Origin of the sequence: Microvirga arvi (assembly GCF_016892765.1) — a bacterium.
In the GTDB taxonomy this organism is placed as follows: Bacteria; Pseudomonadota; Alphaproteobacteria; order Rhizobiales; family Beijerinckiaceae; genus Microvirga; species Microvirga arvi.
The window spans coordinates 224,970-242,566 of record NZ_JAFEMD010000001.1 but is presented as its reverse complement, the minus strand read 5'-3'; the positions used below and the strand labels follow the sequence as shown (position 1 = coordinate 242,566).

At 61.8% G+C, this 17,597-nt stretch carries 21 protein-coding genes; 13 read left to right on the top strand and 8 right to left on the bottom strand.

Features of this window, described 5'->3' with window-relative positions; all coding sequences use genetic code 11:
- Positions 1 to 50 precede the first annotated feature (50 nt).
- From ILT44_RS01250 to ILT44_RS01225, 6 genes are all read left to right on the top strand, one after another.
- Positions 51 to 872 carry a DUF4142 domain-containing protein gene (locus ILT44_RS01250; protein WP_204237731.1) on the top strand — a complete coding sequence of 274 codons (822 nt, stop codon included), beginning with the start codon at positions 51 to 53 and terminating at the stop codon, positions 870 to 872.
- Positions 873 to 1,135: 263 nt separating this feature from the next.
- Positions 1,136 to 1,981 carry a lysine/arginine/ornithine ABC transporter substrate-binding protein gene (locus ILT44_RS01245; protein ID WP_204237730.1) on the top strand — a complete coding sequence of 282 codons (846 nt, stop codon included), beginning with the start codon at positions 1,136 to 1,138 and terminating at the stop codon, positions 1,979 to 1,981.
- A 218-nt stretch (positions 1,982 to 2,199) separates the two neighbouring features.
- The gene (locus ILT44_RS01240) at positions 2,200 to 3,045 is read left to right on the top strand and encodes a lysine/arginine/ornithine ABC transporter substrate-binding protein (RefSeq protein WP_204237729.1); all 846 of its coding nucleotides are present in this window, start codon (positions 2,200 to 2,202) and stop codon (positions 3,043 to 3,045) included.
- A 137-nt stretch (positions 3,046 to 3,182) separates the two neighbouring features.
- Positions 3,183 to 3,905 carry an ABC transporter permease gene (locus ILT44_RS01235; RefSeq protein ID WP_204237728.1) on the top strand — a complete coding sequence of 241 codons (723 nt, stop codon included), beginning with the start codon at positions 3,183 to 3,185 and terminating at the stop codon, positions 3,903 to 3,905.
- A complete protein-coding gene (locus ILT44_RS01230) occupies positions 3,905 to 4,630 on the top strand; it encodes an ABC transporter permease (protein WP_204237727.1) in 726 nt (241 codons plus the stop codon). The genes ILT44_RS01235 and ILT44_RS01230 overlap by 1 nt, the downstream gene beginning before the upstream one ends.
- Positions 4,623 to 5,432 carry an ABC transporter ATP-binding protein gene (locus tag ILT44_RS01225; protein WP_204237726.1) on the top strand — a complete coding sequence of 270 codons (810 nt, stop codon included), beginning with the start codon at positions 4,623 to 4,625 and terminating at the stop codon, positions 5,430 to 5,432. Before ILT44_RS01230 ends, ILT44_RS01225 begins: the two co-directional genes overlap by 8 nt.
- A gap of 50 nt (positions 5,433 to 5,482) precedes the next feature.
- Here the strand turns inward: ILT44_RS01225 and ILT44_RS01220 are convergent, their stop codons facing one another.
- Entirely contained in the window at positions 5,483 to 5,869 is a 387-nt protein-coding gene (locus ILT44_RS01220; RefSeq protein WP_204237725.1) for a hypothetical protein, read from the bottom strand.
- On the bottom strand, positions 5,870 to 6,307 hold the full coding sequence (locus tag ILT44_RS01215) for a DUF4112 domain-containing protein (RefSeq protein ID WP_204237724.1): 438 nt from the start codon (positions 6,305 to 6,307) through the stop codon (positions 5,870 to 5,872).
- 336 nt (positions 6,308 to 6,643) lie between these two features.
- Between ILT44_RS01215 and ILT44_RS01210 the strand changes: the two genes are divergently transcribed.
- The 3 genes from ILT44_RS01210 to ILT44_RS01200 all read left to right on the top strand — a co-directional run bounded on the left by ILT44_RS01210 (position 6,644) and on the right by ILT44_RS01200 (position 9,384).
- A complete protein-coding gene (locus ILT44_RS01210; RefSeq protein WP_204237723.1) occupies positions 6,644 to 7,186 on the top strand; it encodes a D-Ala-D-Ala carboxypeptidase family metallohydrolase in 543 nt (180 codons plus the stop codon).
- A 48-nt stretch (positions 7,187 to 7,234) separates the two neighbouring features.
- Complete coding sequence (locus tag ILT44_RS01205; protein WP_204237722.1) at positions 7,235 to 8,125, top strand: alpha/beta fold hydrolase; 891 nt, start codon at positions 7,235 to 7,237, stop codon at positions 8,123 to 8,125.
- 164 nt (positions 8,126 to 8,289) lie between these two features.
- Positions 8,290 to 9,384: a hypothetical protein gene (locus tag ILT44_RS01200; RefSeq protein ID WP_204237721.1), complete on the top strand. Its 1,095-nt coding sequence runs from the start codon at positions 8,290 to 8,292 to the stop codon at positions 9,382 to 9,384.
- 117 nt (positions 9,385 to 9,501) lie between these two features.
- Here the strand turns inward: ILT44_RS01200 and ILT44_RS01195 are convergent, their stop codons facing one another.
- The 5 genes from ILT44_RS01195 to ILT44_RS01175 form a co-directional block, all read right to left on the bottom strand.
- Entirely contained in the window at positions 9,502 to 10,266 is a 765-nt protein-coding gene (locus ILT44_RS01195) for a LamB/YcsF family protein (RefSeq protein WP_204237720.1), read from the bottom strand.
- A gap of 5 nt (positions 10,267 to 10,271) precedes the next feature.
- Positions 10,272 to 11,564 (bottom strand): nicotinate phosphoribosyltransferase, encoded by a 1,293-nt coding sequence (gene pncB, locus ILT44_RS01190; protein WP_204237719.1) that lies wholly within the window; start codon positions 11,562 to 11,564, stop codon positions 10,272 to 10,274.
- An 89-nt stretch (positions 11,565 to 11,653) separates the two neighbouring features.
- Positions 11,654 to 11,983, bottom strand: coding sequence for a c-type cytochrome (locus ILT44_RS01185; protein WP_204237718.1), 330 nt, complete (start codon positions 11,981 to 11,983; stop codon positions 11,654 to 11,656).
- Between the two features lie 55 nt (positions 11,984 to 12,038).
- Positions 12,039 to 13,340 carry a PQQ-dependent sugar dehydrogenase gene (locus ILT44_RS01180; RefSeq protein ID WP_204237717.1) on the bottom strand — a complete coding sequence of 434 codons (1,302 nt, stop codon included), beginning with the start codon at positions 13,338 to 13,340 and terminating at the stop codon, positions 12,039 to 12,041.
- Between the two features lie 181 nt (positions 13,341 to 13,521).
- Positions 13,522 to 14,025 (bottom strand): pyridoxamine 5'-phosphate oxidase family protein, encoded by a 504-nt coding sequence (locus ILT44_RS01175; protein WP_204237716.1) that lies wholly within the window; start codon positions 14,023 to 14,025, stop codon positions 13,522 to 13,524.
- Between the two features lie 218 nt (positions 14,026 to 14,243).
- Between ILT44_RS01175 and ILT44_RS01170 the strand changes: the two genes are divergently transcribed.
- The 3 genes from ILT44_RS01170 to ILT44_RS01160 are packed head-to-tail and all read left to right on the top strand — an operon-like array spanning position 14,244 to position 16,239.
- Positions 14,244 to 15,374 carry an Mrp/NBP35 family ATP-binding protein gene (locus ILT44_RS01170; protein WP_204237715.1) on the top strand — a complete coding sequence of 377 codons (1,131 nt, stop codon included), beginning with the start codon at positions 14,244 to 14,246 and terminating at the stop codon, positions 15,372 to 15,374.
- An 8-nt stretch (positions 15,375 to 15,382) separates the two neighbouring features.
- Complete coding sequence (mobA, locus tag ILT44_RS01165; RefSeq protein ID WP_204237714.1) at positions 15,383 to 16,012, top strand: molybdenum cofactor guanylyltransferase MobA; 630 nt, start codon at positions 15,383 to 15,385, stop codon at positions 16,010 to 16,012.
- Complete coding sequence (locus ILT44_RS01160; RefSeq protein WP_204237713.1) at positions 16,009 to 16,239, top strand: sulfurtransferase TusA family protein; 231 nt, start codon at positions 16,009 to 16,011, stop codon at positions 16,237 to 16,239. Before mobA ends, ILT44_RS01160 begins: the two co-directional genes overlap by 4 nt.
- Before the next feature lie 45 nt (positions 16,240 to 16,284).
- On the opposite strand, the gene ILT44_RS01155 is transcribed toward ILT44_RS01160, so the two are convergent.
- On the bottom strand, positions 16,285 to 16,461 hold the full coding sequence (locus ILT44_RS01155; protein WP_204237712.1) for a CsbD family protein: 177 nt from the start codon (positions 16,459 to 16,461) through the stop codon (positions 16,285 to 16,287).
- A gap of 356 nt (positions 16,462 to 16,817) precedes the next feature.
- On the opposite strand from ILT44_RS01155, the gene ILT44_RS01150 reads away from it, so the two are divergent.
- A complete protein-coding gene (locus tag ILT44_RS01150; protein WP_204237711.1) occupies positions 16,818 to 17,594 on the top strand; it encodes a sensor histidine kinase in 777 nt (258 codons plus the stop codon).
- The last annotated feature ends 3 nt before the right edge of the window (positions 17,595 to 17,597 follow it).

Below are 17,597 nucleotides of genomic sequence, written 5' to 3'. Positions count from 1 at the left end.
TATTGGGCTTCGCACGGTGTTCTGCGACCTGAAGAACAGGAGTTCATCGCATGAAGAAGTATATTGCCCTCGCGGCCTTGTTCGCATCCGTTTCGGCCGCCCCAGCCTCTGCCCAGACGGTCATGGACAGCCAGACCTATCGCATGATGGCGGCCCAATCGGATGCCTTCGAAATCGCTTCGAGCCAGCTCGCTCTCGAGCGCTCCCGCAACCCCGCGGTCCGCCGCTATGCGCAGCAGATGATCCAGGATCATTCCATGACGAGCCAGGCCCTCAATGGCGGCCGTCCTGTCTATAGCGCCTCCGGCGAGTTCATCGGAGGCTCGCTGAGCGGCACCCTGGCCGGTGCCGGTATCGGCGCTGTGATTGGGGGCCCGGTCGGGGCAGTTGTGGGTGCCGGTGTCGGCGCCACCGCAGGTGCGACGGCCGGTGCAGCGGCGAGCGGCTCCCCGAGCACGGCGGGCGGCACCGCAACCGGTGCGCTGGCCGGTGCCGGCGTAGGCGCGCTGGTCGGCGGCCCGGTGGGTGCGGCTGTCGGCGCAGGCGTCGGCGCGACGACCGGTGCGGCCGCGGGCCGTACCGCCGACGTGCAGGCAACGGGCTCGGTGACCCCGATCCGTCTCGGCGTTCCGCTGCCTCCCGACAAGACCGCCATGCTGAACCAGCTCGCCTCGACCTCAGGCCCGCAGTTCGACCGTCTTTACGGTCAGGCCCAGCGCATGGGCCACCAGGAGGCTCTCGCCCTGCACTCGAGCTATGCCCAGGCCGGCAACGACCCGTCGCTGCGCCAGTTTGCGGCCTCGGTAGTTCCGCATATCGAGCATCACCTTGCGGATTCCCGTCGCCTTCCTGGAGCGACCGCCCGCCGTTGATGGGCCCTAGCCTGACCTTACATCGCGGCGGGTCCATCGGACCCGCCGCTTCCGTATGGGCAACGGCAGACATGCAAGATCAGGCTAGGATCGGAGCCGTCGAGGGTCTCGGCGAGGCCCGGCTGCGGGTTGTGCAAGGCCCTCCGGGCGCCCCTTGCCTTTTTATGAAGTTTGGCCGTTACTGCGTCACGGCGCGGCCTGGAAGGGCTGCGGGTAAGTCAGATCCTGGCTTCAGGTCGGGATCCACAATCAAGGGAACGACTATGAAATTCGTTAAGACCGTCGGCTTGGCTCTTCTCGGTTCCGCTCTTGCGATCGGCGGAGCGGCCGCTCAGGAGAAGACGATTAAGATCGCCACCGAAGGCGCCTATGCCCCGTGGAACTTTACGGGCGCGGGCGGCAAGCTAGAAGGCTTCGAGATCGACCTCGCCAACGACCTGTGCGCCCGCATGAAGGTGAAGTGCGAGATCGTGGCCCAGGACTGGGACGGCATCATCCCGTCGCTCACCGCCAAGAAGTACGACGCCATCATGGCCGGCATGAGCATCACCGACGAGCGTAAGAAGACCATCGATTTCGCCGGCCCTTACGCCAACTCCCCGAACGGCTTCCTGGTGGCGAAGAACTCCGACCTCGCCAAGATGCCGGGCACGGGCCAGGCCTTCAACCTCGGCACCCAGCAGGCGGCCGCCGAGAAGGCGATCAATGACCTGAAGCCGGTTCTGAAGGGCAAGACCATCGGCGTCCAGACCTCGACGATCCACTCGAACTTCGCCGACAAGTACCTGAAGGGCACGTCCGAGATCCGCGAGTACAAGACCACCGAGGCCCATGACCTCGACCTTGCCGCCGGCCGCATCGATGCGGTTCTGGCCGACTCGACCAACATCATCGGCACCCTCGATAAGCCCGAGTTCAAGGACTACACCATGGTCGGCCCGTCGATCACCGGCGGCCTGCTCGGTGCCGGCGTCGGCGTCGGCCTGCGCAAGGGCGAGACCGAGCTCAAGAAGAGCTTCGAGGACGCGATCCAGGCTGCGATCAAGGACGGCACGATCAAGAAGCTGTCCGAGAAGTGGTTCAAGATCGACACCACCCCGCGCGCCTGATCCACTGGCCTCAGGCATCCAAGGCGCGGCCCAGCCGCGCCTTTTTTGTATGAATCACAGCCAAGTGTGACCTAAATTGACAGCTTGGCGACCTGATTCAGCATGTTTAGGACTTGCGCCGGCTTGGCTTTTGAATGTTAGCTTTCAGGCGCAGGGTAAGAGCCATCAGGGCGATTATTCAACAACCGGATCAGTCGAAGCTGACCAGAGGGATGACGATGAAATTGTTCAAGGCTTTGGGTCTCGGCCTGCTGGCCTCCACGCTCGCTATGAGTGGAGCAGCGGCGCAGGAAAAAACGGTGAAGATCGCCACCGAGGGCGCCTATGCCCCGTGGAACTTCACCGGCGCGGGCGGCAAGCTCGAGGGTTATGAAATCGACCTCGCCAACGAATTGTGCGCCCGCATGAAGGTTAAGTGCGAGATCGTGGCGCAGGACTGGGACGGCATCATCCCGGCTCTGAACGCCAAGAAGTACGACGCCATCATGGCCGGCATGAACATCACCGACAAGCGCCTGGAGGTGATCAACTTCTCCCTCCCCTATGCAGCCACTCCGCATGGCTGGGGCGTGATGAAGGACTCCCCGCTCGCCAAGCTGCCGGGAGCCGGCACGACGGTGAGCTTCGAGAAGGATCCCGAGGGCGCGAAGAAGGCCATCGAGGCCTGGAAGCCGCTCCTGAAGGGCAAGACGGTTGGCGTGCAGGGTTCGACCGTGAACTCGCAGTTCCTGGAAACCTACCTGAAGGACACGATTCAGATCCGTGAGTACAAGACCACGGAGCAGCACGACCTAGACCTGACCGCCGGGCGCATCGACGCCATCTTCGCCGGGCACGGCGCCCTGAAGGCCACGCAGGAGAAGCCCGAGTTCAAGGACATGGTCATTGCCGGGACGGGCATGCGCGGCGGCATCTTGGGCCGCGGCGTCGCGGTCGGCATGCGCAAGGATGACGCGGATCTGAAGAAGGCTTTCGACGAGGCGATCCAGGCTGCGATCAAGGACGGCACGATCAAGAAGCTGTCCGAGAAGTGGTTCAAGATCGACGCTACGCCGCAGGCCTGACAACAGCGTGCTGGAAACAAAGTCCTGGGTCCCGCTACACGGACCCGGGACACGATCCGGTCAACGACCGGTTTGAGAGATGCTGTCTAGCCCTCTCCGTCTGATGAGGGGAGACATATTCAGGAAAGTTGAGACGCGTGCAGCAACTGAGCTACTTTGAGCTCGTCGGGTTCGGTCCCAATGGATGGGGATGGGCTCTTCTCACCGCGGCGGGGATGACGATCGCGGTCGCCCTGTGCGGCTTTCTCGCCGGCTCGATCGTCGGGACCCTGGTGGCCTGGGGCAAGATCGGCGGCAATCTCGTGATCCGCAGCCTGGCGGACGGCTACACCACCGTCCTGCGCGGCATCCCCGATCTTCTCGTGATCTATCTGTTCTATTTCGGCGGCAGCGCGGCGCTCGGTGCCATCGGCAGCCTGTTCGGAGCCGACGGCTTTATCGGCGTGCCGGCCTTTGCGACAGGCGCCATGGCCATCGGCATCGTGTCGGGGGCCTATCAGGCGGAAGTGTTCCGCGGCGCCTATCAGGTCGTCAACCGCGGCGAGATCGAAGCGGCGCGCTCCGTCGGGATGCACCGCTGGCTCATGTTCCGCCGCATCATCGCACCGCAGGTGCTGCGCTATGCCATTCCGGGCCTCGGCAACACATGGCAGCTGGTCCTGAAGGAATCGGCTCTCATCTCCGTCACGGGCCTCGTCGAGCTGCTGCGCCAGTCCCATATCGCTGCGGGCTCGACGCGCCGGCCGTTCGACTTCTATCTTACGGCGGCGGTGCTCTACCTGCTCATCACCTGGGTTTCGACCTACCTGTTCCAGCGCGCGGAGTCCCACTCGCTGCGTGGCATGCGGAGGGCTTCCTGATGGACTTCGCTTTCATGCGGGATGCCTTCCTGACTCTCATAGGCGGCGTGCCGCTGACCTTGAACCTGGCCTTCATGTCGGTCGGACTCGGCGCCGTGCTGGCCCTGCTCTTGGCGCTCATGCGCATCTCGGGCGTCAGGGTGCTCGACTGGCCGGCGCAGGCTTATGTTTTCGTGTTCCGCGGAACGCCGCTGCTCGTTCAGATCTTCCTGATCTACTACGGCCTCGGGCAGTTCCGTCCGGCCCTGCAGGAATGGGGTTTGTGGGCCTTCTTCCGTGAGCCCTATTGGTGCGCGGTCTTCGCGCTCACGCTCAACACGGCCGCCTATGCCAGCGAGATCATGCGCGGCGGGCTGCAATCCGTTCCCTATAACCAAGTCGAGGCGGCACGGGCCTGCGGCATGTCGGGCTTCCTGCTCTTCCGCCGCGTCGTGTTCCCTATCGCACTGCGCCAGGCGCTTCCGGCTTACGGCAGCGAGCTCATTCTGATGGTGAAGGCGACGTCGCTGGCTTCGATCATCACCATGATGGAAGTGACCGGCCTTGCGGCCAAGCTGATCTCGCAGACCTTCCGCGCCGTCGAGGTGTTCATCGTTGCCGGGCTGATCTACCTGATCCTCAACTTCATCATCACCCGCATCATCATGGCCATCGAATGGTGGCTCTCGCCTCATCTGCGCCGCCCCCCGGCCGTGGAGCCGCGCCTGGAGGCTGCCCATGTCTAATGGAGTTGCATCCTTGTCGTCCCAACCTGCGCCTTCCGAGGCTGCTCCTGCCGTCTCCGTCAACAATCTCCGCAAGAGCTTCGGGTCGCTCGAGGTGCTCAAGGGCGTCTCGCTTGGCGCGCGGGAAGGCGATGTCATTTCGATCCTCGGCGCCTCAGGCTCCGGCAAATCGACCATGCTCCGCTGCATCAACATGCTGGAGGTGCCCGATTCCGGCGAGATCCGCATCGGCGGAGAGACCATCGCTCTCAGGAAGGGCCGCAAGGGCATGGAGCCGGCGGATCAGCGCCAGGTGGACCGCATCCGCTCCCGGGTCGCCATGGTGTTCCAGAGCTTCAATCTCTGGTCCCACATGACCATCCTGGAGAACGTGATCGAAGCGCCCGTGCATGTGCAGAAACGCCCGAAGGCGGAATGCATCGCCGAAGCGGAGGAACTGCTGGCGAAGGTCGGCATCATCGATAAGCGAAACCAGTATCCCTCTCACCTCTCCGGCGGCCAGCAGCAGCGCGCAGCCATTGCGCGGGCGCTCGCCATGCATCCGAAGGTGATGCTCTTCGACGAGCCGACCTCGGCGCTCGATCCGGAACTCGTCGGCGAGGTGTTGCGCGTCATGCGCTCGCTCGCCGAAGAAGGCCGCACCATGCTGGTGGTGACGCATGAAATGGGCTTTGCCCGCGACGTCTCGAACCGGGTCGTGTTCCTGCACAAGGGCGTGGTGGAGGAGGAAGGCGCACCGGCGGAGGTCTTCGGCGCGCCGAAGTCCGAGCGCTTCAAGCAGTTCATCTCAAGCCATCGCTGAGGCTTGGGAAACATAAAGGGCGAAGCGGCAGCCGCTTCGCCCTATCTATTTCAGCGTCTCTCTATCCGCCGAGGTGGATACGATCCGGTCGACGGCGGGAATGGAATTGACGAATTAGGACCGGCTCCAGGCTCACGCCACTCAAAAGCCCTTTGATCGCGACGATTGCTGCCGAGGAACAGGCCCAGTACGGCCGGAACGGCCAGGATAAGCAGAGATACGAGCCCCCAAACGAACACGATGGCGCCCAATCCCAGACCCCTCAGGGTCATCAAAGCCCAGGACAGCCATTCGACCGTCTCGGGATGCCCCGTGACGATGTCGGCATTGCGGGCGGCGACGCTTCCGAAGAAGTCGAGCAGCCCATAGGCGCCCCAGGCGAACAGGGACCAGAGCGCCACGGCAAACCAGGCGAGAATCCACAAAAGCCGTTTCACTCAGCGCTCCCCGACCCGGACAGCGGTGCCGTCGATCTCAAGCGGCCCGCGCTTGGGGGTGCCCAGATGCTCGTGGACGATCCGGAGGTTTCGCTCGTTGGCCTTGAAGAACACGTCGAACACGTCGCCCGCGAATGGGATCACGCCGATGGCCGTGTCCATGGCAACGTTGCCGACCATCCGGGCAATCTTCCAGCGCGGCAGGCCGAGCTGACGGGCCTCCCAGATGATGTAGCTTGCAAGAGCAGCCGACAGCGCATCGCCGACGCCCGGCACCAAGCCCAGCACCGCATCCAGACCGACACGCCGATTCAACCCCGGAATCAGGAAGGCGCTGTCCATCAGTTTCGCAACCAGCGTGATGCGTGCGATCGCATCCTGTCGGCTCGGGCCGGCAGCCTTGATCGTATCGAAAACAGCGCTCCGGGCAGTGTTCATTCCAGTCTCCGAGAGGCCGATCCCGATGATCGGCACAACAGGCCTTGATGTGTGGATTCAGACAAGGCTCTGCAAGATCAGGACACCGTAATTCCGTAACTCATCCTAAATTTCCTTTCATAGGATTTATTGCAGCATACGGCCTTGCTGATCACGCATCGTCTCTAATGGGTTATATCCGCCTAGGTCTTATTGCCTAGGGCCAAGCTTACTTTAGCTAGCCACCCCTAGCGCTCTTCGCGCAACCGTCAGTGACTTGACCAACAAGATTCACATGCCGTTGGGAGGACCATTTCGCGGCATGACCTTTGTAGGGGCTCAAAACGGGAGAACCCGATGAGCAACGACTGCCGAATCCGCCTTGCATTCAAAACTGCTCTTGTGATCAGCACCCTTCTGCTCGGATTCTTGCCGCCCGCGCTCAAGGCCGGCGAGGGAGACGGAAGCCTCGTCCCTCCTGCCGAATATGCCAGCCTTCCCTCCAACGACGATCTGAACGGTCCCAAGACAACGGGGAGCCTTCCGAACGCGCGGACCCTCTCCGGCTTCTCATCCTTGGTCTCTGGAGGAACGATCACATTGCGGGCCAGTGCTCCGACAGGATGCGTTCCAGGCGATCTGCGCGAAGTCGTCGCCTCCGTCGCCGCGAAATTTGGTCCTGTCAGCGTGGAGTCCACTCACCGCAGCCGTGGGCGCAACTGGCGTGCCGGCGGGGCACGCCACTCCCTTCACCTCGCCTGCCGCGCCATCGATTTCAGGGTCCGCAGCCGCGTCCGCGGTGTCATGGTCTATCTGCGCTCCCATCCGGAGGTGGGAGGCCTGAAGATGTACCGAAACGGCATCATCCACATCGACAACGGGGAACGTCGCTCCTGGTGAGAAGGCCATGCCCTGGCCTCAGCGCATGAAGTGACACAGAATAGGGGAATGTTCGAGACCTTCACGCATCGCCGGATCGAGACATCCGAAGCCGTCATCAACCTGCGCCATGCAGGTAACGGTCCGCCGGTTCTCCTGCTCCATGGCCACCCGCAGACTCACGCCATGTGGCACAAGGTGGCGCCGAAGCTTGCGGAGAGCTACACGATCGTCTGCTCCGACCTGCGCGGCTATGGCGACAGCTCCAAGCCTGCGACGACCGAAGATCACGAGCCCTATTCCAAGCGCGCCATGGCCCGGGACCAGGTGGAGATGATGCAGGCTCTCGGCTTCGAGCGTTTCGCAGTCGTCGGCCATGACCGCGGCGGACGCTGCGCCTACCGCATGGCGCTCGATCACCCCGAGCGGATTGCGGCTCTTTCGGTTCTGGACATCATCCCCACCGCCGAGCACTTCCAGCGCACGGACATGGCCTTTGCCATGGGATACTGGCACTGGTTCTTCCTCGCGCAGCCCCACCCGCTTCCGGAACGCCTCATTGCATCGGATCCGGATGCTTTCTATCTTCGCCGCGGGCGCTCGCTGTTCGATGAGAAAGCGCTCGCCGAATACCGGCGCTGCTACACCGACCCGAGCACGATCCACGCCATGTGCGAGGATTATCGCGCCGGAGCCACTATCGACATGCGTCTCGACGAGGAGGATCAGCAGGCGGGCCGGCGGATCTCCTGCCCGGTGCAGGCGCTTTGGGGCCGCAAGAACGGACTGGATCGATGGTACGACGTGCTGGCCGTCTGGCGCGACTGGGCCGATCACGTGGAGGGGCACGGCATCGATTGCGGTCACTACCTTGCCGAGGAGGCGCCTGAGGAGACGCTCGCGGCTCTGCAGCCCTTCCTAGAAAAGGCTTTCGCAGAAGCAGATTCACGGACTGGCTGATCAGCGGACGGGAAAACCAGAGCGCAGCCTCTCTTCGCGATACTGCGCAAATCAGCATCCTTTTGGATAGGTGGAGGATTCTTTAGGGCAGTTGCAGCTCGAGCTTCACTAAACCTAAGATTGCATATGGCAGTCATATCCTGCCGTAGGTTGAGGAAACGCTCATGAACAGGTTTGTCATAGGTGCCGGTCTCTTCCTTGCTTCCGGCTTTACCCTGCACGCTCAGGACTTGCTGACAGACAGAGGCAGTTCAGTCGTCATCAGGAGAGATGTTTCAGCCCACGCCAACATACTGACGCCTGAGATTCCAAAAGAAGTGGCGGAATCCATCAAGGCGGCGCCGAACATCAGGAGTGTCATTCCAATTTCCGGCAACGAGTCGTTCGGCCAGCAGATCATAAAAGCCGACGAAATCGTATTCGATGCAGGATCCAGGCTCGTCTTCACCAACCTCAAAGCCCCATGGATCGCGATTGCTGCGCGGCGGATCAAATTTCGGGATCCACTCGGCTATTCGTTCATCGAGCGGGACATGAATGTTCGCAGCGGAGCGACCGGCCGCACTGGAAACACAGGACAGCGCGGCGCCGATGACTATGGCGAAATCAACCGCAGAGGCAACGACGGACATCCCGGAGGCACGGGCGGGAATGGAAGCGTGGGCGAACGCCTGCAGCTGCCGACGATCTACATCGTCGCCGAGCGGTTGTTAGATGATCGCAACCAGGAAATTCCTGCGGGGCTCCTCAATCTCGCTGTACTCGCGCGCGGAATTGATGGCGGCATGGGTGGCGCTGGCGGACGCGGTGGCGATGGGGGCAATGCCGGAAATGGCAAAGAGGGAGCCAGCGGTCTATTCGATTGCAAAGAAGGCCCCGGCCCTGGAGGCAATGGTGGCACGTCAGGCATGGGCGGACGAGGAGGGGATGGCGGCTCTGGAGGTTCCGGAGGGACAATCATTTTCGTCTCGCTTCAGCGCGGCGCAGATACGTTCAGCTATTCCCGCGTCAACAATCAGGGAGGTTTGGGTGGAGTCGCCGGTCGGGGTGGTGCTCCCGGAAATCCTGGAAATGGTGGCGGTGGAGCAGGCCGGAATGGCTGGTGCGGCCCCTCAAGCCCAGGCTCCCCCGGCGGCTTCCCGTCTCCAGTCAATCTCGGTGACGGCGCGGCCGGCGTGAACGGCATCAAAGGCGAGATGTATGTGGTTTCTCTCAAAGATCTGAGCATGTTCTTTGGCGAAACGCCGGTTCAGAACTAAAGCCGCTTTGGATGACCGTTCTTTACCGCAGTGAAAGAGATGTCGACGAGGGCTCAGTGCATCATGGGATGAAAATAACCTCGTCCCATGATGATCCTTTTCTGCAACGAGTGGACCTCATCGTCCCGAAAAAGGCCTGATCGTGACGCCGTTCGCCTCCAGCTTCGCGCGGACCGTGCGCGCCATGGCGACGGCGCTCGGTTCGTCGCCGTGCACGCAGATTGTATCGATCTCGACCGGAATCCGCTTGCCGGAAACCGTCGTGATGGCCCTGTCCTGGACGGCGCGCAGGATGCGCTCGGCCGCGAATTCGGCATCGTGCAGCACGGAACCGGGTTTCTTCCGGCTGGTGAGCGTTCCGTTGTCCTCATAGGTGCGGTCGGCAAAAATCTCACGCACGACCTTTATGCCGATCGCGTGGGATGCCTTCTCCATCAGAAGACCCGGCATGCACATATTGATGAGGCTTGCATCCACCCCCCTGATGGCGCGGGCGATCGCCAGAGCGAGATCCTCGTCCTCGTTGGCCATGTTGTTGAGGGAACCGTGCACCTTCACATAGGTGACCTTGTGGCCGGCGAGCGAGGCGACGGCCTGCATGGCGCCGATTTGATAGGCGATCATGCGCTCGATCTCGGCGGGAGAATCGCCGCGGATCATGCGCCGCCCGAAACCGTGCAGATCGTTGAAGCCGGGATGTGCACCTATGGCCACACCCTTGCTCTTCGCCATCTCTGCCGTGCGGAACATGATGGATGGATCGCCTGCATGGAACCCGCAGGCAATGTTGGCGGAGGAGACGATGTCGAGCATCGCCTCGTCATCCCCCATCGGCCAGGGGCCGAAGCCTTCACCCATGTCGCAGTTGAGATCAATGTTCATGTTCGTCACACCAATACCGGTTTCGCTGCCTGTTCGCCTACATGGAAGATGCGCTTGTAACGTTCGATCTCGGATCGTGGCCCCATCGCCTTTGTGGGATTGTCGGATAGCTTCACCGTCGGCCGGCCATCAGCCGAGATAACCTTGCAGACGATGGAGATGGGATCGAGCGCCCCCTCCGAAGCAAGGCCGCGGAAATCATTGGTGAGAAGCGTTCCCCAGCCATAGCCGATGCGCATGCGCCCACGGAAATGCTTATGGATGCGCTCGATCACGTCCACGTCGAGACCATCGGAAAAGATCGCGAGCTTCTCCGATGGATTCTGCCCGCGCTGGCGCCACCATGCGATGGCTTCCTCGCCGCCCTCGATGGGATCCTTCGAATCCACGCGGATGCCTGTCCATGACGCCACCCATTCGGGCGCATTCTGGAGGAAATTGGTGGTGCCGTAGGTGTCGGGAAGGATGACACGCAGGTTGCCTTCGTAATCCTCCTGCCAGTCGGCCAGCACCCGGTACGGCGCCATGGCCAGTTCCTCGTCGCTGTCCGTCAGGGCCGCATAGACCATGGGAAGCTCATGGGCGTTCGTGCCCACAGCCTCCACCTCGCGCCGCATGGCGATAAGACAGTTGGACGTGCCCAGGAAGGAAGATCCCATTCCCTCGATCATCGCCTGCACGCACCAATCCTGCCAGAGGAAACCGTGACGGCGCCTGGTGCCGAAATCGGAAATGGACAGCTCGGGAAGCTGCTTGAGCCGCTGGATCTTCTCCCAGACCCGCGTCATGGCGCGCGCATAAAGCACCTGCAGCTCGAACTTCGCCATGCCCTTGAGCACGCCGCGCGAGCGCAGCTCGTTGAGGATCGCCAGCGCCGGGATCTCCCACATGGTGGTCTCGATCCACCGGCCGTGAAAAGTCAGAACGTATTGACCGTCCTCCTTTTCCAGAAGGTATTCCGGGAAACGGAAGGTCTCGAGCCAGTCCATGAATTCCGGCGAGAACATCTGCCGCTTGCCGTAGAACGTGTTGCCGCGCAGCCAGGTGGATTCACCCCGGGTCAGGCGCAGGCTGCGGACATGATCGAGCTGCTCGCGCAGCTCCCCGGCATCGATGATGTCGGCCAATCGGATGCGGGTGGTGCGGTTATGGATGCCGAACGTCACCTGCACGTCGCGATGGCGGCGAAAGATCGTCTGCGCCATCAGCAGTTTATAGAAATCCGTATCCAGAACCGACCGGACGATCGGGTCGATCTTCCAGGTATGGTTGTAGACGCGGGTCGCGATGTCCGCCATCGCCTGCTCCTTGCACTCACAGGAGGCGAGACAATAGCGAAGGGCCGCCCATGATGAAAGGGTGCCGGCTACGAGACTTTACGGGGTGGCTATGGTGGAAGGACGTCGACCTGGATCGAGGCATAATAGGCCGCCACATCGGCGATATCCTCGTCCGACAGGTCTTTCGCTACAATGTTCATCGACTCGTTCCTGCGCTCGCCTGATTTGTACGCGGCGAGGCTCCTGACGAGATAGCTTTCGAGCTGACCGGCGAGATTGGGCGATTCAGGGTTCTTCGAGAGACCGTCAAGCCCATGACAGGCCTGGCACGTGGCGATCTTCTGGCGCCCTGCCCTGGCATCGCCAGCCTGCGCACCGATCGGCATGAATGTGGCCAGCCACGCTCCGAGTCCTGCCAGAGCAATGAAAAGCTTCATGATGGTCTCCTCGGGAGAAACAGGCGCGGCCGGAGCCGCGCCCGCCTGAAGATGCCTACCGGCTCTCGTAGGAGATGCGATAGATGGCACCGGCCGTGTCGTCGGAGACGAGAAGGGATCCGTCCGGCAGCGTGGCGACATCCACGGGCCTGCCGAGATACTCGCCGTTCTCCGTAAGCCACCCTTCGGCAAAGACCTGCGGCTTGTCGGCGGTGCCGTCCTGCTTGAGCGGTGCGAACATGATCCGGGCACCGATCGGCTTGGTACGGTTCCAGGAGCCGTGCTGAGCTATGAAGATGCCGCCCTGATAGGATTGAGGGAACATCTTACCCGTATAGAAGATCATCCCGAGATCGGCCGCGTGCGGATCCGTCTCGGCCAGCGGGCCCACGACGCCTGCGGGAACCTGATCGTCCTTGTACTCGACCGTGCGGACCGTGCCGCCGCCGTAATAGGGGAACCCGAAATTCTGCCCCTGGCTCGCGATCCGGTTGATCTCGCCGGGAGGCTGATCGTCCCCCATGCCGTCCACCTGGTTGTCCGTGAACCAGAGAGATTTGTCAGCCGCGCTGAAGTCCATGCCGACGGAATTGCGGATTCCGGTCGCATAGACCTCGCGGTTCTTGCCGTCCTGATCCATGCGGATGATGCCGCCGATCCCGACGCGCTTGTAGAGATCTATCTTCTCCTTCGGCGGGACGTTGAAGGGCTGGCCAAGGGCGATATAGAGCTTGTTGTCCGGGCCGACCCGGCACACGCGCGCCGTGTGGTTGAAGCTCTCCTCTGACGGGGGGATGAGATCTCCCTGCTTCACGACCTGGAATATGGGTACGTCGGCGCCGCCTTCATAGAAGAACTCGGCAGCGGGGAACTGGATCACCCGGTTCTGCTCGACGATGTAGAGAATTCCATCCGGCGAGAAGCAAACGCCGTTGGGAATCTTAAAAGTGATGGCCGCCCCGAATGGGACGACCTCGTCGGCCACCCGGTCCTTGTCGCGATCCGTGACCGTGTAGACATTGCTCTTGCGGGTTCCGACGAAAACGACGCCGGCATTGGGCCCTACGGCCATATGGCGGGCATCGGGAACCACCGCGTAGAGTTCGATTTTGAAGCCGTTGGGCAGCTTCACCTTCTCCAGATTGCGCCGGAGGGCATCAGCTCTGCGGCCCTCTTGCGCGATCGGTTTAGCCGGTGGCGTATCGGTGGGGCGGAAGCCACTCAGACGCTCGAGGTTACCAGTCGGCGATTGCGTTGCAGACGGCGCATTCCCGGCCGGTGCCTGGGTAGCAGGCTGCGCTAGAACTGAGGATGCAAGAACAACTGTTGAAACGGCGGCAAGCCAGATGAACTTCATCGTTTCCTCCGATGTCCGCCCCCTTCTGATTTTGTTATTGTCGTTCTATGACCCGGGTAAGCTCCATATTCACTGTTTGAACCTTGATCATACTCAAGCTTTTTCCTCAGAGGAAGAAGCGAAAAAGAGCAAAGAAAAAGGGGCCGCTCAGCGGCCCCGAATATTTCGCGCTTCAGACGCTTCAGGTTAAATTGACCTTCGCCTGATCGCCCGGGTTCGGCGGCTGACCCGTCACGACGGCCTTCGCATAGCCATAGAGGTGCACCAGGGTAGAGGACGGGCTGTCCCAGTATTCGCCCTTCGCAGGGTGGACGCGGATCAGGGCGATCTGCGGGTCGTCCGTGCCTTTCGGGAACCACGCGCGCAGGGGCTCGGACCACTTCTCCTCGATCTTCGCCTTGTCGCGCACGATCTCCGCCTTGCCGGACACCGAGACATAGGTCTGGCTGCTCGGGTCGCTGAATGCGAGATTGATCTCGTTGTCGCGGGAAATCTCCGTCATCTTGGGAGACTGAATCTGGGTGAAGAACCAGAGATCGCCATGCTCGTCAGCCTCCTGGTTGTGCATGGGCCGGCTGTGCAGGGTACCGTCGGTGTCGACGGTGGTCATCATGGCGATCTTCACGTCCTTGATCAGCTCATAAAGCTTCGCAGCATTCGGATCGTTATGGCCGTGCTGGTGCATTCTCGTCTCCTCGATTGATTTCGTACACCCGGGATGTGAGCGGCGAAGGCAGCCACTCGGGCGGTCGAGCCGGCTCCCGAGGGATCGGGTGAACAACGGATAAGGTGAACTTTGGTTCGGAATACCGCATCCGCTCACCGGGAATGCCTTAACGAACCGCCCGGCAGCCTATAAATGTCAGGAAAGTCCGCGTCTTGAACGGCCCAGGAGATTTCGAAGTGGCGATCACCCGTGAGCATGTGCTGCAAGCCCTGTCGACCGTGCCCGTCGATGCGAGCGGAACCGACCTCGTGGCCTCCGGACGATTGTCCGACGTTGTCGTGGATGATGCGGGCCGCGTCATGTTTTCGATCACCATCGAGCCGTCCGAAGCCTCCGGCATGGAACGTGTGCGTCAAGCCGCGGTAACGGCCGTGCAGGGCTTGCCGGCGGTCAAGGGCGTCTTTGCGAGCCTCACGGCCGATCGGCCGGCCGGTTCCGGCCCGACCACCCCCTCGTCCGGGGGAGCCCCCGGGCGCATCCGTTCAGCCGCTCAGCCCAAGAACCAGCGCATTCCGGGCGTGACTCATGTGATCGCCGTGGCGTCCGGAAAAGGCGGCGTCGGCAAGTCCACCACCGCCTGCAACCTCGCCCTCGGCCTGAAGACCCTCGGGTTGAAGGTCGGGCTGCTCGATGCCGACATCTACGGCCCCTCCATGCCGAAGCTCCTCGGCATCCACGGCAAGCCGCGCCTGCTGGAAAACCGCATTCTCGAGCCCATGGAGGCCTATGGAATCAAGGTCATGTCCATCGGCTTCCTGGTGGAGGAAGAGGCCGCCATGATCTGGCGGGGGCCGATGGTGATGTCGGCCATCACCCAGATGCTGCGGGAGGTCGCCTGGGGCGACCTCGACGTGCTTGTGGTCGACATGCCGCCCGGCACCGGCGATGCCCAGCTCACCATGGCCCAGGCCACGCCTCTCGCCGGCGCCGTGATCGTCTCGACCCCGCAGGACCTCGCCCTCATCGACGCACGGCGCGGGGTATCCATGTTCAAGCGTGTGGAGATCCCGATCCTTGGCATCGTCGAGAACATGGCGACCTTCATCTGCCCCCATTGCGGACACAGCTCGCACATCTTCGGGCATGGCGGGGCAAGGGATGAGGCTGCGCGCCTCGGTGTTCCCTTCCTCGGCGAGGTTCCGCTCGACATGACGATCCGCGAATTGTCCGATGCAGGCCGCCCGGTCGTCGTTGCAGATCCCGAAGGTCCGCATGCCGGGATCTACAGGAGCATGGCGCAGCAGGTCTGGACCAGCCTCTCGGGCGGAACTGTCGTACGCCCAGCACCGCGCATCGTTATCGAGTGAGCGGTAGCATGAGCCTGTCCCCTCCGGCCCTCGGCGTCATCCTCGCGGGCGGGCTCTCACGACGTATGGGTGGCAACGAGAAGGCGCTCTTGGCCCTCGAAGGACGCACGTTGCTGGAGCATGTCGCCGAGCGCCTCGCACCGCAATGCAAGAGCGTGATCCTGAACGCCAATGGAGACCCTTCGAGGTTTGAGAGGCTGCACCTGCCCATCGTCCCGGATTCCGTTGCAGACCGCCCGGGGCCTCTGGCCGGCATTCTGGCAGCTCTCGAATGGTGTACCACTCATCGGCCGGATATCAGCTGGGTTGTGAGCGCGCCGGCGGATACGCCCTTCATTCCGAGGGATCTGGTTCTGCGGCTGCACCAGGCACTCGTTGCATCCGGCAAGCCCATTGCCTGTGCCGCATCGGGCTCGCAGGCCCACTTCGCCGTCGGCCTCTGGCCTATCTCCCTGCGGGGCGACCTACGGCAGGCTCTCGTCCAACAGGGCACCCGCAGCATCAGGGATTGGCTGAGACGGCACGATCATGCCGAAGCCATCTGGCCAGCAGAGCCGTTTGACCCTTTCTTCAACATCAACACGCCTGAGGATCTGGAACGTGCGAAGGTTTTGGTGCGACAGGAGATCTCCGAATGACCGAACTTGATCTCTCGGGCCTGAAGTGCCCTTTGCCGGTCCTGCGCACGCGCAAAGCTCTTCTCGCGCTGAGTCCCGGCGAGCGTCTGAAGGTCATCTGCACGGACCCTCTAGCCGGGATCGACGTGCCCAACCTGATCCGCGAAACGGGAGACGTTCTGGAGGATCAGCGGGACGAGACGGCCAAGATCAGCTTCGTGATCCGCAAGGCAGGCCCGCCGACATGAGAAAGGCCCGGCAAAGCCGGGCCTTTCATCTGATCTGTTCCGGAATCAGGTGCTCTTGCGAAGCGAATCCTTGATTCCACCGATGGTGTTCTGGATCTTACCTTCGGTCTTATCCATCTTGCCTTCGGTTTCCATCTTCGAGTCGCCGAGAGCCTTGCCGAGACCCTCCTTCATGCGACCCTTGATGTTCTTCATGCTGCCTTCGCTGCGATCACGGTCCATGTTTCTACTCCTGCTTGGATAGCTGCCAGGGAAACGCTCTGGAAGGCATTGAGTTGCGATTATAGACCGATTTGCGGAGCCGATCACGATTTACTGAACTACGACCTTGGCTTTTGGCAAGGAAGTGCAGTGAGGAACGATTTTTCACATTCAACGATACGGCGTGATTTCTTCCTATTACATGAACAACATTGATAACTTCAATCCACATCTTGCTTTTTTCTGAAACTCTGATGGTTCTCGACTAGGTCATTATTCCAGACTCGCCTTTTCAACCAGCCGGGATGGACAACGACCACAATCGCTCTAATTCGGAACCAACCTTAGCTATGTTATAAAGTATAGGTTTTATAGTCGTGTCAGCTGCCCGTTCGCCCAAGGTCCCCTCCAAAGCTCCCCGCAAGGCCGATGCCCGCACGGTGTCGGGCAGAGCGGCGCTGCCATTGGACCGGATGGCACTGCTGGCGCATCAGCTCAGGACACCATTATCGACGATCAATGCCTTGGCTCAGGGTCTCATGCGTCGGGCTGACCGGCTGAGCCCTCATGACATTCAAGCCAAGGCCGATAAGATCTGGCGGGCGAGTCTGCGGCTCGACGAACTGATTGAGATGATCCTGTCCTATACCCGCGCCAGCGCCGGCGGAATCATGCTCAACCCGAGCGAGTTCAACCCGTCGGAGCTCATCAGGCGGGTCTGTCGCGAGCAAGGCGGCCAGGAACCCACGCGCCCCTTTCACCTCGACATCAAGGACCTGCCGGGAATCATCGTCGGCGATCCCATCCTGCTGGAGCAGGCCTTCGTCATCGTCGTGTCCAATGCCATGAAGTACTCGCGGCCGGAACAGCCGATCGACGTCACCGTCCACAGGACGGACGGCATGGTCAGAATCACCGTCAGGGATCGAGGCATCGGTATTCCTGAGCGGGATCTGCCCTTTGTCATGCAGCCTTTTTTCCGCGGCCAGAATGTGAAGAAGCTGCCCGGCACCGGCCTGGGCTTGAGCCTCGCCTGGTACATCCTCAAGCTGCATGGCGGAGACCTTGAGGTGGAGAGCCGCGAGAAGCGCGGCACCAAGATCACCCTGATCGTGCCGGAAACGAATACGACCGGGCTCAGCTACTCCATCTGAGAG

What these genes read in the sequence shown, in the direction of transcription:
- ILT44_RS01230 (WP_204237727.1), top strand. Translation starts at nt 3,905, where the DNA reads ATGGACTTCGCTTTCATGCGGGATGCCTTCCTGACTCTCATAGGCGGC.
- ILT44_RS01245 (WP_204237730.1), top strand. Translation starts at nt 1,136, where the DNA reads ATGAAATTCGTTAAGACCGTCGGCTTGGCTCTTCTCGGTTCCGCTCTT.
- mobA (WP_204237714.1), top strand. Translation starts at nt 15,383, where the DNA reads ATGAGCCTGTCCCCTCCGGCCCTCGGCGTCATCCTCGCGGGCGGGCTC.
- ILT44_RS01240 (WP_204237729.1), top strand. Translation starts at nt 2,200, where the DNA reads ATGAAATTGTTCAAGGCTTTGGGTCTCGGCCTGCTGGCCTCCACGCTC.
- ILT44_RS01155 (WP_204237712.1), bottom strand. Translation starts at nt 16,461, where the DNA reads ATGGACCGTGATCGCAGCGAAGGCAGCATGAAGAACATCAAGGGTCGC.
- ILT44_RS01180 (WP_204237717.1), bottom strand. Translation starts at nt 13,340, where the DNA reads ATGAAGTTCATCTGGCTTGCCGCCGTTTCAACAGTTGTTCTTGCATCC.
- ILT44_RS01175 (WP_204237716.1), bottom strand. Translation starts at nt 14,025, where the DNA reads ATGCACCAGCACGGCCATAACGATCCGAATGCTGCGAAGCTTTATGAG.
- ILT44_RS01200 (WP_204237721.1), top strand. Translation starts at nt 8,290, where the DNA reads ATGAACAGGTTTGTCATAGGTGCCGGTCTCTTCCTTGCTTCCGGCTTT.
- ILT44_RS01185 (WP_204237718.1), bottom strand. Translation starts at nt 11,983, where the DNA reads ATGAAGCTTTTCATTGCTCTGGCAGGACTCGGAGCGTGGCTGGCCACA.
- ILT44_RS01210 (WP_204237723.1), top strand. Translation starts at nt 6,644, where the DNA reads ATGAGCAACGACTGCCGAATCCGCCTTGCATTCAAAACTGCTCTTGTG.
- pncB (WP_204237719.1), bottom strand. Translation starts at nt 11,564, where the DNA reads ATGGCGGACATCGCGACCCGCGTCTACAACCATACCTGGAAGATCGAC.
- ILT44_RS01195 (WP_204237720.1), bottom strand. Translation starts at nt 10,266, where the DNA reads ATGAACATTGATCTCAACTGCGACATGGGTGAAGGCTTCGGCCCCTGG.
- ILT44_RS01215 (WP_204237724.1), bottom strand. Translation starts at nt 6,307, where the DNA reads ATGAACACTGCCCGGAGCGCTGTTTTCGATACGATCAAGGCTGCCGGC.
- ILT44_RS01205 (WP_204237722.1), top strand. Translation starts at nt 7,235, where the DNA reads ATGTTCGAGACCTTCACGCATCGCCGGATCGAGACATCCGAAGCCGTC.
- ILT44_RS01160 (WP_204237713.1), top strand. Translation starts at nt 16,009, where the DNA reads ATGACCGAACTTGATCTCTCGGGCCTGAAGTGCCCTTTGCCGGTCCTG.
- ILT44_RS01250 (WP_204237731.1), top strand. Translation starts at nt 51, where the DNA reads ATGAAGAAGTATATTGCCCTCGCGGCCTTGTTCGCATCCGTTTCGGCC.
- ILT44_RS01225 (WP_204237726.1), top strand. Translation starts at nt 4,623, where the DNA reads ATGTCTAATGGAGTTGCATCCTTGTCGTCCCAACCTGCGCCTTCCGAG.